Genomic DNA, 11,695 nt, shown 5'->3' with positions numbered 1-11,695 from the left:
AACGGTCACCGGCCGGGCAAGCTCAGGCCAAAGCTCATCGGCCGGCCGCCGCGTCGCACTCCTGCGCGCGCAGCGCCCGCGCCAGGTCGTCCCGCGCCTCCAGCACCAGCCGGCGCAGCGCCGGCGCCGCGTCCCGGTGCGCCTCCAGCCACGCGTCCGTCGCGTCCAGCGTCTCCGGCCGGTCCTGGTACGCCGGGAACAGACCCCGCACCACGTCCATGCCGATCTGGATCGACCGCTCGCGCCACACCCGCTCGATCGCCGCGAAGTACAGCTGCGCGTACGGCGCGGTCAGCTCCCGCTGCGACGGCTGCTGGAAGCCCGAGATCGTCGCCTCCACCAGTGCGTTCGACAGCGCGTCGGACTCCACCACCTGCGCCCACGCCTGCGCCTTGACCGGCGCCGACGGCCGCGCGGCCAGGCAGCGCACCTGGTGCCGCTTGCCGGACGCCGTGTCGTCCCGGACCAGCTCCGCCGCCAGCACCGACTCGTCCGCCGCCCCGTGCGCGGCCAGCGGCTCCAGGAACGCCCAGCGCAGCTCCTGGTCCACCTCAAGCCCGTCGATCTCGACCGTGCCGTCCAGCAGGTCCGTCAGCAGCTTCAGGTCCGGCTCGGCGGTCACCACGGACGCGAAGAAGCGCGCCCACGCGAGCTGGTGCTCGCTGCCCGGCTCCGCCTCCCGCAGCTCCCGCAGCGCCCCCTCGGCCAGCAGCTCCCCGCCGGTCTCCCGCCAGTCCGGCGCCGCGTAGTGCGCCAGCGCCGAGTTCGCCCAGGCGTGCAGCATCTGGAGCACCCCGATGTCCGACTCGCGGCCCGCGAAGCGCAGCACCAGATCGACGAAGTCCCGCGCCGGCAGCAGCGCGTCCCGGGTCATGTTCCACAGCGCCGACCAGCACAGCGCGCGGGCCAGCGGATCGGTGAGCGCGCCCAGGTGCGTCCGCAGCGTGACCAGCGAGGTCTCGTCGAACCGGACCTTGCAGTAGGTCAGGTCGTCGTCGTTGACCAGCACCAGCTCCGGTGCCTCGGCGCCCGCCAGCTCCGCCACGACCGTGCGCGGCTCGTGCACGTCCGTCTCCACGCGCGCGTACCGCTCCACCGCGCCCTCGGGCGTACGCCGGTACAGGCCCACCGCGATCCGGTGCGGGCGCAGCTCCGGGTGCGACTCCGGGGCCTCCTGGAGGATCGCCAGCTCGGCGATCCGGCCGCCCTCGGTGTCCAGCAGCACCTGCGGGGTCAGCGAGTTCACCCCGGCCGTCTGGAGCCACGACGCCGCCCACGCCGTCATGTCCCGGCCGCTGGTCTCCGCCAGCACCGACAGCAGGTCGCCGAGGCGCGTGTTGCCGTACGCGTTGCGCTTGAAGTACCGCCGGGAGCCCTCCAGGAACGCGTCCTGGCCGACGTAGGCCACCAGCTGCTTCAGCACCGAGGCGCCCTTGGCGTAGGTGATGCCGTCGAAGTTCAGCTTGGCGTCCTCCAGGTCACGGATGTCCGCCGTGATCGGATGCGTGGACGGCAGCTGGTCCGCGCGGTACGCCCAGGCTTTGCGGCGGTTGGCGAAGGTGATCCACGCGTCCTGGAAGCGGGTCGCGCCCACGTTCGCGAAGGTGCCCATGAAGTCCGCGAAGGACTCCTTGAGCCACAGGTCGTCCCACCACTCCATGGTGACCAGGTCGCCGAACCACATGTGCGCCATCTCGTGCAGGATGACGTTGGCCCGCGCCTCGTACGACGCCTGCGTCACCTTCCCGCGGAAGATGTACTCCTCGCGGAAGGTCACCAGGCCCGGGTTCTCCATCGCGCCCAGGTTGTACTCCGGCACGAACGCCTGGTCGTACTTCCCGAACGGGTACGGGTAGTCGAAGTGGTCGTGGAAGAAGTCCAGGCCCTGCTTGGTCACCAGGAACACGTCGTCCGCGTCGAAGTGCGGCGCGAGACCCTTGCGGCACATCGCGCCGAGCGGGATCTCCAGCTTCGTGCCGTCCTCGAAGGTCCGGGTGTAGGTGTCCGTCACATAGTGGTACGGGCCCGCCACCACGCACGTGATGTACGTCGAGATCGGCTTCGTCTCCGCGAACCGCCAGACCCCGTCGGCGAGTTCGCCGACGCCGTTGCTCCACACCGTCCAGCCCTCCGGCGCCCGCACCTCGAAGCGGTACGGCGCCTTCAGGTCCGGCTGCTCGAAGTTGGCGAACACGCGGCGGGCGTCGGCCGGCTCGTACTGCGTGTACAGGTAGACCTCGCCGTCCTCCGGGTCGACGAAGCGGTGCAGGCCCTCGCCGGTGCGGGAGTAGGCGCACTGGGCGTACACCACCAGCTCGTTCTCCGCGGCCAGGTCCTCCAGCAGGATCCGGGAGCCGTCGAACACCTCGCCCGGGTCCAGGTCCCGCCCGTTGAGCGACACGGACGTCACGCTCGGCGCGACCAGATCGGCGAAGCTGGAGGCGCCCGGCTCGTTGCAGCGGAAGCGGATGGTGGTCACCGAGCGGAACGTGCGCGGCTCGCCGCCCGCGTCGCCGACGGCGGACCGCAGGTCCAGGGACACCTCGTAGCCGTCGACGGACAGCAGTGCGGCCCGCTCCCGGGCCTCGTCGCGGGACAGATTCTCACCGGGCACGGACGGCACTCCCTCGTGATCGCGTGGATGGCGGCTGAACAGCACCGATCCTGCCATGTGCTCCTGACAGGGGTGACGGGGAATGGCGCGGCCGGCGGCGGCGTTTCCCTCAGAAAGGGTTCCCCACGAGGAGAGACATGTCGGAGAAGACCCCCGTCGACTTCTGGTTCGACCCGCTGTGCCCCTGGGCCTGGATGACCTCCCGCTGGGTGCTGGAGGTGGAGAAGGTCCGGGACATCGAGGTCCGCTGGCATGTGATGAGTCTCGCCGTGCTCAACGAGAACAGGCTCGACGAGCTGCCCGATGAGTACCGCGAGATGCTCGCGACCAAGGCGTGGGGGCCGGTCCGCGTCGTCATCGCGGCCCAGCAGGAGCACGGCGCCGAGGTGCTCGGCGACCTCTACACCGCGCTCGGCACCCGCATCCACAACCAGGGCGAGGGCCCGGAGAAGCCGGCCGTGGCCGCCGCCCTGAAGGACGTGGGGCTGCCCGAGTCCCTCATGGACCACTGGGACTCCACCCCGTACGAGCCCGAGCTGCGCGCCTCCCACAAGGAGGGCATCGAGAAGGTCGGCCAGGACGTCGGCACCCCGGTCATCGCGGTGCCCGGCCCCGACGGCGAGCAGATCGCCTTCTTCGGCCCGGTCGTCACCCCCGCCCCGAAGGGCGAGGAGGCGGCCCGCCTGTGGGACGGCACGATCGCCGTGGCCTCGGTACCGGGCTTCTACGAGATCAAGCGGACCCGCACCCAGGGCCCGGACTTCAGCAACCTGTAACCCTCGGCGCCGCTAACCCCCGGCGCCGCGCAAGGGAAGACCCCCGTGAGTCACGTCCTCACGGGGGTCTTCTCTCATCCGCCCGCCGTCGTGAAGGGTGAGAAGACGATCACGAGGCAGGACGTTCTCAGGGGGCCAGGAGCAGCACGTTCGCGCGGGCCTTCGCCGCCTCGTACCGCTTCGCCACGTCCTGCCAGTTGACGACCCGCCACATGGCCTCGACGAAGTCGACCTTCTGGTTGCGGTACTGGAGGTAGAAGGCGTGCTCCCAGGCGTCGAAGACCAGGATCGGGGTGGAGCCCTGGCCGACGTTGCCCTGGTGGTCGTAGACCTGCTCCACGACCAGCCGCCCGCTCAGCGGCTCGTGGGCGAGGACGCCCCAGCCGGAGCCCTGGGTGGTCGCGGCGGCCTTGGACAGCTGCGTCTTGAAGGCGGCGAAGGAGCCGAAGGACTCCTTGATCGCCTCGGCCAGCCCGCCCACGCCGTCGGCGGCCAGCGGCTCGCCGCCGCCGTCCTTCGGGCCCGTCATGTTCTGCCAGTAGATCGAGTGCAGGATGTGCCCGGACAGGTGGAACGCCAGGTTCTTCTCCAGGCCGTTGATCGAGCCCCACGACTCCTTGTCCCGCGCCTCGGCGAGCTGCTCCAGCGTGTCGTTCGCGCCCTTCACATAGGCCGCGTGGTGCTTGTCGTGGTGCAGCTCGATGATCTCGGGGCTGATCACGGGCGCGAGCGCCGCGTAGTCGTAGGGCAGGTCGGGCAGCGTGTAGACGGGCATGGGTGATCCCCTCCGGAACCTTATTGCAAGTATCTTGCAACTACACGCTAGCAACAACAACCTCGGGGCAACAGAAAGGCCCCCACGTGTCGCACGTGGGGGCCTCGTCCGGGGTACGGCGGTCAGCGCCCGGCCCGCGCCCGCTGCCAGACGTACCCCACCGCCGCCAGGGCCAGCGTCATCCCGCCCGTCGAGTAGAGCTGGACGCGGGTGTCCGGCTCGCGGGCCATCAGGACGAAGATCGCGGCCATGCCGGCCAGGGCGACCCAGGTCAGCCAGGGGAAGCCCCACATGCGCACGACCAGCTTCTCGGGGGTCTCGCGCTCGATGCGGCGGCGGAGCAGCAGCTGGGAGACCGCGATGAAGATCCAGACGACCAGGATGACCGCGCCGATCATGTTCAGCAGCCAGGGGAAGACGTCGTCCGGGCGCCAGTAGCTGAGCAGCACGCACACGAAGCCGAAGAAGCAGGAGGTGAGGACCGCGGCGCGCGGGACCCCGCCGGACAGCCTGGCCAGCGCCCTCGGGCCCTGGCCGCGCTCTACCAGGGAGTAGGCGATGCGCGAGGAGCCGTAGATGTTGGCGTTCATCGCGGACAGCAGGGCGACCAGGACGACCACGTTCATCAGCTGGCCCGCGCCGGGGATGCCCAGGTGGTCGAGGGTGGCGACGTACGGGCCCTTCGCCACGACCTCCGCGGAGCTCCAGGGGACGAGGGTGACGACGACCGCCATCGAGCCGATGTAGAACAGGGCGATCCGCCACATCGCCGTGCGGACGGCGGATGCGACACCGCGCACCGGGTCCTCCGACTCGGCCGCCGCGATGGTGACCGTCTCCAGACCGCCGTACGCGAAGACCGAGGCGAGCAGGCCGACCAGCAGGCCCTCGCTGCCGTGCGGCAGGAAGTCGGTCAGGTTCGACGTGCCGGGGGAGTCGGTGCCGGGCAGCACGCCCGCGATGGCCAGCCCGCCCAGGATCAGGAACAGGCTGATCGCGCCCACCTTCAGCGCGGCGAACCAGAACTCGAACTCGCCGAAGTTCTTCACGGCGGCCAGGTTCGCCCCGCAGAAGACGACCATGAACAGCGCGACCCACATCCACTGCGGGGTGCCCGGCAGCCAGCCCTGGACGATCTTCGCGGCGCCGATGCCCTCCAGGCCCACCGCCGTGCAGAGCAGGACCCAGAAGGACCAGCCCGCGGCGAAGCCCGCCCAGGGGCCGATCGCCCGCTCGGCGTGCGCCGAGAAGGAGCCCGAGGAGGGGTAGGCGGCCGACATCTCGCCGAGCATCCGCATCACCAGCATCACCAGCACGCCGGAGAGGGTGTAGGCGATCACGATGGACGGGCCGGCGGCGGCGATGCCCGCGCCGGAGCCGACGAAGAGGCCCGCGCCGATCACCCCGCCCAGGGCGATCATCGACAGATGGCGCTGCTTGAGGCCATGGGAGAGGGAGGCGTCCGCCCGCTGCTGCGGCGGCGTCTGAGTGGTCGTGCTGCTGGGCATGGGGGGCGGCTCTCCCAGTGCGATGAGCGGGCAAAAACCCCGCCAGTCTGGGCGGCCCGCCCACGCGCACGACAGGCCCGCCCATCATCCGGACGCCCGGGGTACGCAGGGTGAACCCACGGTTACACGACCATGGGCGGGAGTGCGACGCGTCGCCCTCGATCGAGTGGGGCTCTCCTTGCCCTCGGTACGCCTGGAGCAGGTTCAGGAGCTTGCGGCACCCGCCCACCCACGGGCAGCGGCTCGGGCCTGGACCGGCGGGCAGGTGCGGACGTCGAGCGGTTCCCGCGCCGGCCCGGCACCCCGGCGAGCAGACCCGCGGGGTCTTCGGCGGCTCCCGCCCTGACCCAGGCCGGGCCGGTCCGTTCGTGCCGCGGGGCGCGGCCGACTCCCGGATCGGGCCCCGCTCGGCGCGCCGGGCACAGTGCTCGGTCACCGACGCCGGGGGCGGGAAGGAATCCGACCAGGTGAGCAGGGTTCGTTTGGTGAGACCGCACAGTTCCGTCCGCATCCGCTTCACGTGAGCGAAACGTCCCTGCCTCAGTGATCAGGGTCACCCCTCCGCCGGTGTAACCGGCACTCTTTGTCCGGAGCCCACGAAGCTCTCGTTCCGCCCTTTGTCGGGCACTGACGGTGATCGGCCGCGGGCGGCTCGGATAGCGTCACCCTGTCCCAGCATGTCCCCGTCACCCGCGGAGTCCCCATGAGCACCGCCACCGCCACCGCCCGCCCCGGCGCCGTCCTCGCCGACCTGCTGCCCGCGTCCCGCGTCCGTGACGTCGCCCTCGTCGTCGGCGGCGCGGTGCTCACCGGTCTCGCGGCCCAGCTCTCCGTGCCGGTGCCCGGTTCCCCGGTGCCGGTGACCGGCCAGACCTTCGCCGCGCTGCTCGTCGGCACCACGCTCGGCGCCCGCCGCGGCTTCCTCTCCCTCGCGCTGTACGCGGTCGCCGGTGTGGCGGGCGTGCCGTGGTTCGCGCAGGGCGCCTCCGGCGCGGGCATGGTCTCCTTCGGCTACGTCCTCGGCATGCTGCTCGCCTCCGCCCTCGTCGGCGCCCTGGCCCGGCGCGGCGCCGACCGCTCCCCGCTGCGCATGGCCGGCACGATGATCCTCGGCGAGGCCGTCGTCTACGCGGTCGGCGTCCCCTACCTGGCCCTGGCCGCCCACCTGTCCGCCTCCCAGGCCGTCGCGGCCGGCCTCACCCCGTTCCTGATCGGTGACGCCCTCAAGGCCGCCCTGGCGATGGGCGTGCTGCCCACCGCCTGGAAGCTGGTCAACAAGCGCTGACGCCGTAGTTCCCGCGGAAGAGGTTCGCCGGGGCGAAGGTCTCCTTCACCCCGGCGAACCTCTTCCGCGTTCCGGCGTCGTACAGCCCCGCACCCCGGCCGCCCGCGCCGAAGGCGAAGTCGAGCGACGGGCCGAGCGTGTCGTCGGCCGGCGGCGCGAACGCCGGGTCCGGCACGGTCCGCGCCCGCTCCCGGTCCCCGGCAGCCAGCACCCGCACCAGGAACCGCCAGGATGCCGAGCCCGCCGCCCGGGGTCTACGACACGGCTCCCACGCCCGGCGCGGAGCCTCCCCCACCGCTCAACGCGTGGGAGGTGCCCCCCTTCGCGGCGCCGGCCCGTACGGCTCGGCCGCCTGGACCGCCTGCCCCCAGCGCACCCCGGCCCGAACCCGGACCGTGCGCGTCCCGGGTTCGATGGTGATCCCGTCCAGCCGCTTCGTCGTCACCAGTGGCCCGCCCTCGTAGCCGCCGGGCAGCCCGTGCGTCATGGAACGCGGCATGGCCGCATGACCTGACAGTTCCCGTCAGGTCATGCGGCCAGGTCGTGCGGCCGTGCCGGGCCGGATCAGCCGATGGACACCTTGTCGGCCGGGGCCTCGGTCGCGGGGGCCGGGCGGCCGGCCCGGATCCGCTCCTTCACCACGGCGATCACCAGCACGATCGCCGCGACCAGCAGCGACAGCAGCACCGTCTCGCGGCCGTCGTGCTCCGTGTCGGTCAGCATGTAGCCGAGGACGAACACGATCAGCGCGGCCGTCGCCCAGGTCAGGTACGGGTACAGCCACATCCGCACGACGAGCTTCTCCGGCGCCTCGCGCTGGATGATCTTCCGCATCCGCAGCTGCGAGAAGCAGATGACCAGCCACACGAACAGGGCCACCGCGCCGGAGGAGTTGACGAGGAAGAGGAAGATCTTGTCCGGGGACAGGTAGTTGAAGAAGACGGCGACGAAGCCGAACACCACCGACGCGAGGATCGCCGCCATCGGCACACCCCGCCCGTTGACCCGCGCGAACGCCTTCGGCGCGTCGCCCCGCTGGCCGAGCGAGAAGGCCATGCGCGAGGCCGTGTACAGGCCGGAGTTCAGACAGGACAGCACCGAGGTCAGCACGATGAAGTTCATGATCTGACCGGCGTGCGCGATGCCCAGCGAGTTCAGCGCGGCGACGTAGGAGCCGTCCTTCGCGATGGACGCGTCGTCCCACGGCAGCAGCGAGACCACGATCAGGATCGAGCCCAGGTAGAAGACGCCGATCCGCCAGATGATGCTGTTGGTGGACTTGGTGACCGCGCGCTGCGGGTCCTCGGACTCGCCGGCCGCCAGGGTGGCGATCTCGCTGCCCATGAAGGAGAAGACGACCAGCAGCACGCCGGTGAGGATCGAGCCCGGACCGTGCGGCAGGAATCCGCCGTGCGAGGTCAGGTTGCCGAAGCTCGCCTGGTCGGCGTGCACGCCCGGCAGGACGCCGAAGATGGCCAGCAGGCCGACGACGATGAACGCGCCGATGGCCACGACCTTGATCCCGGCGAACCAGAACTCGAACTCGCCGTAGGAGCCGACGGAGACCAGGTTGGTCGCGGTCAGCACGGTCATCACGATGAGCGCCCAGCCCCACTGCGGGACGGCCGGGATCCACCCTTCGAGGATCTTGGCGCCGGCGGTCGCCTCGACGGCGAGCACGACGACCCAGAAGAACCAGTAGAGCCAGCCGATGGAGAACCCGGCCCAGCGGCCCAGCGCGCGGTCGGCGTGCGCCGAGAACGAGCCGGAGGTCGGGTTGGCGGCGGACATCTCGCCGAGCATGCGCATCACGAGGACGACGAGTGTGCCGACGAGGGCGTAGGACAGGAGGATGCCCGGTCCCGCTGTGGCGATACCGGAACTGGAACCGACGAAAAGGCCGGCTCCGATGACGCCGCCGATCGCGATCATCGAAAGATGGCGGTTTTTCAGTCCTGCTTGGAGGCCCGAACCAGAGGTCATGGACGGATTTCCTTTGCGCCAGGTAGAGCTGCCCGCACGAGCGGTGTACGAGTCGGTCCAGTGAATCCGAGGTGAACGAATTCGGGAACCTCTGAATCCGTATCGTTATTTGAGGTTCTCTTGAGGATCTATGGCCTGCCTCACATTTACCGCCCCGGGTGCCCGCCGACACCCTGGGGCTGCTGCCCCGATACGGGCGTGTCACACTCGTTGCATGCGCGTGTATCTCGGCTCCGACCATGCGGGCTACGAACTCAAGAACCACCTCGTCGAGTGGCTGAAGGCCGCCGGCCACGAGCCCGTCGACTGCGGGCCGCACATCTATGACGCCCAGGACGACTACCCGCCCTTCTGCCTCCGTGCCGCGGCGCGGACGGCCGCGGACCCGGACGCCCTCGGCATCGTGATCGGCGGCTCCGGCAACGGCGAGCAGATCGCCGCGAACAAGGTGAAGGGCGTGCGCGCGGCGCTGGCCTGGAGCGAGGAGACGGCGACGCTCGGCCGGCAGCACAACAACGCCAACGTGGTGGCCGTGGGTGCGCGCATGCACAGCACGGAGGAGGCGACCAAGTTCATCGAGGTCTTCCTCAACACCCCGTTCTCCGGTGACGAGCGCCACATCCGCCGCATCGACATGCTGTCGGCGTACGAGGCCACGGGCGACCTCCCGCCGATCCCGGCCCACCACCCGCAGCAGGACTGAGCCCCCCAGGGGGCGGGAAGGAACAGGGACCCGTGCCAGAGGGGCACACGATCCACCGGCTGGCCCAGGACTACGCCGAGCGCTTCTCGGGACGGACCGTCCGCGTCACCAGCCCCCACGGCAAGCACCTCTTCCTGGGCTTCCGGGACAGCGACTGGGTCCACATCCACCTCGGCCTCTTCGGCAAGGTCGGCTTCGGGGACGCCCCGGCGCCCCCGCCGGCCGACACCGTCCGGCTCCGGCTCGCCGACGACACGTCGTACGTCGATCTGCGCGGCCCCACCACCTGCGCCCTGATCACGGACGCCGAGAAGCGGGCGGTCCACGGCCGGCTCGGCCCCGACCCGCTGCGCGCGGACGCCGACCCGGGCACGGCCTACCGCAGGATCTCCCGCAGCCGTACGACGATCGCCGCCCTGCTCATGGACCAGAAGGTCGTGGCCGGCGTCGGCAACGTCTACCGCGCCGAGGTGCTGTTCCGGCACGGCATCGACCCCTACCGCGCGGGCCGGGACATCACCCCGGCCGAGTGGGACGCGGTCTGGGCCGACCTGGCCGCGCTGATGCGGGAGGGCGTCCGGAACAACCGGATCGACACCGTCCGCCCGGAGCACACCCCCGAGGCCATGGGCCGACCGCCCCGCGTCGACGACCACGGCGGCGAGGTGTACGTCTACCGCCGGGCGAACCTGCCCTGCCACATCTGCGGCGGCGGCATCAGCACCGCCGACCTCGCCGCCCGCAACCTCTTCTGGTGCCCGGCCTGCCAGAAACGCTGACCGGCCCGCGGGAAACGCCGGCCTAGAAGCCGTGGGGCAGCCACGGGGCCACCGGTGAGCCGAACGCCACCGACGCCTCCGTCAGCGCCCCCGGCCGCAGCTCCCGCACCCGTCCGGCCGCCGCCAGCGACAGCAGGGTCACCCCGCCCAGATACGCCGCGCCCAACTCCCGCACCGACAGGGCGAGATCGGCCGCGTCGGCCGTCCGCTCGCAGGACGCGCCCTTCGGGTCGCCGGTCAGCCGCCAACGCCCCGCGTTCCAGGGACTGAAGGCGTCCTCGACCTCGAACACGACGTCGACCGGGGTCAGATACGTACGGGCCGACAGGGCCGCCCCCACGTCCACCAGCCGGACGTACCCGGCGTCCCGTGTCTGCGGCAGGCAGCGGCGGATGTCGGAGACCAGGTACTGCCAGGCGTCGTCGACCGGCCGCGCCCGCACCTTCAGCGTCGTCATCAGGTCGATGCCGAACAGGAAGCGCCACAGCGCCGCCTCGCTCGCCGGATCGAGCGCGGCCAGGTCCTCCAGCGTCACCGTGCCGTCGTGACCGCTCCGCCCCCAGCCCAGCTTCGTACGGAAGCGCGCGTACCCGGTGATCTCACCGTCCCGTTCGGCGACCACGCATTGCAGGGCCGACGCGCCCTCCCGCTCGCTCTCCGGGTCGAGCAGCGCGGCCCGCTCCCAGCCGGGGCGCCGCGCCAGCATGCCCGGGCGCCGGGGCACCAGGGCCGCGTACACCGCCTCGCACCCCGCCAGCACATCGGCGGGCGCCGCGTAGCGCACGCGCGGTTCATCGGTGCCCTCGGGCACCGCCAGGGTCACCCGGCCGGTGTCGATCTCGGCGATGAGCTGGAGGGTCGCCGCGCCGTACCCGAAGCGGCCGTAGATCGCGGGCTCGGAGGCGAACAGCGCGGCCAGCGGCTCCCCCTTGGCGCGCGCGTCGTCCAGCAGCCGCCGCATCATCGACGTCAGCACCCCGCGCCGCCGGTGCGTCGCGGACACACTGACCATCGTCACGCCCGCGGTGGGCACCACCGCCCCGCCCGGCACGGTCATCCGGAAGCTGAAGGCCCCGGACGTGCCGACGAGCGCGTCCCCGTCCCAGGCGGCCAGGGAACGGTCGAACTCGGTGAGCGACTTGTCCAGTTCCCGTTCCTCGGCGGAGGCCGGTCCGCCGCCGAACGCGCGGACCAGGTGCTCCCACCACCGGTCGAACTCCTCCGGGCGCAGCGTCCTCAACTCGGTCCCGCTCTCAGTCCCCATGCGCCATG

Annotated in this window: 11 protein-coding genes; 4 read left to right on the top strand and 7 right to left on the bottom strand. The window is 71.4% G+C overall.

What is annotated here, in order from left to right; translation table 11 throughout:
• Positions 1 to 34 precede the first annotated feature (34 nt).
• Positions 35 to 2,614 carry an aminopeptidase N gene (gene pepN, locus IE273_RS01940; protein WP_189813351.1) on the bottom strand — a complete coding sequence of 860 codons (2,580 nt, stop codon included), beginning with the start codon at positions 2,612 to 2,614 and terminating at the stop codon, positions 35 to 37.
• Positions 2,615 to 2,751: 137 nt separating this feature from the next.
• Here pepN and IE273_RS01935 point away from each other — a divergent pair, with 137 nt between their 5' ends.
• Positions 2,752 to 3,390 (top strand): mycothiol-dependent nitroreductase Rv2466c family protein, encoded by a 639-nt coding sequence (locus IE273_RS01935; protein ID WP_189813350.1) that lies wholly within the window; start codon positions 2,752 to 2,754, stop codon positions 3,388 to 3,390.
• Positions 3,391 to 3,517: 127 nt separating this feature from the next.
• Here the strand turns inward: IE273_RS01935 and IE273_RS01930 are convergent, their stop codons facing one another.
• Entirely contained in the window at positions 3,518 to 4,165 is a 648-nt protein-coding gene (locus tag IE273_RS01930; protein ID WP_189813349.1) for a superoxide dismutase, read from the bottom strand.
• Positions 4,166 to 4,287: 122 nt separating this feature from the next.
• On the bottom strand, positions 4,288 to 5,673 hold the full coding sequence (locus tag IE273_RS01925) for an amino acid permease (RefSeq protein WP_189813348.1): 1,386 nt from the start codon (positions 5,671 to 5,673) through the stop codon (positions 4,288 to 4,290).
• A 703-nt stretch (positions 5,674 to 6,376) separates the two neighbouring features.
• On the opposite strand from IE273_RS01925, the gene IE273_RS01920 reads away from it, so the two are divergent.
• Positions 6,377 to 6,958, top strand: coding sequence for a biotin transporter BioY (locus tag IE273_RS01920; RefSeq protein WP_189813347.1), 582 nt, complete (start codon positions 6,377 to 6,379; stop codon positions 6,956 to 6,958).
• Here the strand turns inward: IE273_RS01920 and IE273_RS01915 are convergent.
• The 3 genes from IE273_RS01915 to IE273_RS01905 all read right to left on the bottom strand — a co-directional run bounded on the left by IE273_RS01915 (position 6,945) and on the right by IE273_RS01905 (position 8,941).
• Complete coding sequence (locus IE273_RS01915) at positions 6,945 to 7,175, bottom strand: hypothetical protein (RefSeq protein ID WP_189813346.1); 231 nt, start codon at positions 7,173 to 7,175, stop codon at positions 6,945 to 6,947. The two genes, IE273_RS01920 and IE273_RS01915, sit on opposite strands and share 14 nt — an antisense overlap.
• 81 nt (positions 7,176 to 7,256) lie before the next feature.
• Positions 7,257 to 7,457: an FAD-binding protein gene (locus IE273_RS01910; protein WP_308437020.1), complete on the bottom strand. Its 201-nt coding sequence runs from the start codon at positions 7,455 to 7,457 to the stop codon at positions 7,257 to 7,259.
• 65 nt (positions 7,458 to 7,522) lie between these two features.
• Positions 7,523 to 8,941 (bottom strand): amino acid permease, encoded by a 1,419-nt coding sequence (locus tag IE273_RS01905; protein ID WP_189813345.1) that lies wholly within the window; start codon positions 8,939 to 8,941, stop codon positions 7,523 to 7,525.
• 214 nt (positions 8,942 to 9,155) lie between these two features.
• Between IE273_RS01905 and IE273_RS01900 the strand changes: the two genes are divergently transcribed.
• Together IE273_RS01900 and IE273_RS01895 are read left to right on the top strand one after the other, a co-directional pair.
• On the top strand, positions 9,156 to 9,644 hold the full coding sequence (locus IE273_RS01900; protein ID WP_189813344.1) for a ribose-5-phosphate isomerase: 489 nt from the start codon (positions 9,156 to 9,158) through the stop codon (positions 9,642 to 9,644).
• A gap of 32 nt (positions 9,645 to 9,676) precedes the next feature.
• Positions 9,677 to 10,423 (top strand): Fpg/Nei family DNA glycosylase, encoded by a 747-nt coding sequence (locus IE273_RS01895; RefSeq protein ID WP_189813343.1) that lies wholly within the window; start codon positions 9,677 to 9,679, stop codon positions 10,421 to 10,423.
• A gap of 22 nt (positions 10,424 to 10,445) precedes the next feature.
• Here the strand turns inward: IE273_RS01895 and IE273_RS01890 are convergent, their stop codons facing one another.
• Complete coding sequence (locus IE273_RS01890; protein WP_189813342.1) at positions 10,446 to 11,687, bottom strand: GNAT family N-acetyltransferase; 1,242 nt, start codon at positions 11,685 to 11,687, stop codon at positions 10,446 to 10,448.
• Positions 11,688 to 11,695 lie beyond the last annotated feature (8 nt).

The sequence above is a fragment of the Streptomyces olivaceoviridis genome (assembly GCF_014650115.1).
Lineage (GTDB): Bacteria > Actinomycetota > Actinomycetes > Streptomycetales > Streptomycetaceae > Streptomyces > Streptomyces olivaceoviridis.
Note: the sequence above shows the minus strand (reverse complement) of the source record. Positions and strands in the feature narration are given on the sequence as shown.

Coding starts and splice junctions, on each gene's coding strand:
- IE273_RS01935 (WP_189813350.1), top strand. CDS start 2,752: ATGTCGGAGAAGACCCCCGTCGACTTCTGGTTCGACCCGCTGTGCCCC.
- IE273_RS01930 (WP_189813349.1), bottom strand. CDS start 4,165: ATGCCCGTCTACACGCTGCCCGACCTGCCCTACGACTACGCGGCGCTC.
- IE273_RS01925 (WP_189813348.1), bottom strand. CDS start 5,673: ATGCCCAGCAGCACGACCACTCAGACGCCGCCGCAGCAGCGGGCGGAC.
- IE273_RS01920 (WP_189813347.1), top strand. CDS start 6,377: ATGAGCACCGCCACCGCCACCGCCCGCCCCGGCGCCGTCCTCGCCGAC.
- IE273_RS01910 (WP_308437020.1), bottom strand. CDS start 7,457: ATGCCGCGTTCCATGACGCACGGGCTGCCCGGCGGCTACGAGGGCGGG.
- IE273_RS01905 (WP_189813345.1), bottom strand. CDS start 8,941: ATGACCTCTGGTTCGGGCCTCCAAGCAGGACTGAAAAACCGCCATCTT.
- IE273_RS01900 (WP_189813344.1), top strand. CDS start 9,156: ATGCGCGTGTATCTCGGCTCCGACCATGCGGGCTACGAACTCAAGAAC.
- IE273_RS01890 (WP_189813342.1), bottom strand. CDS start 11,687: ATGGGGACTGAGAGCGGGACCGAGTTGAGGACGCTGCGCCCGGAGGAG.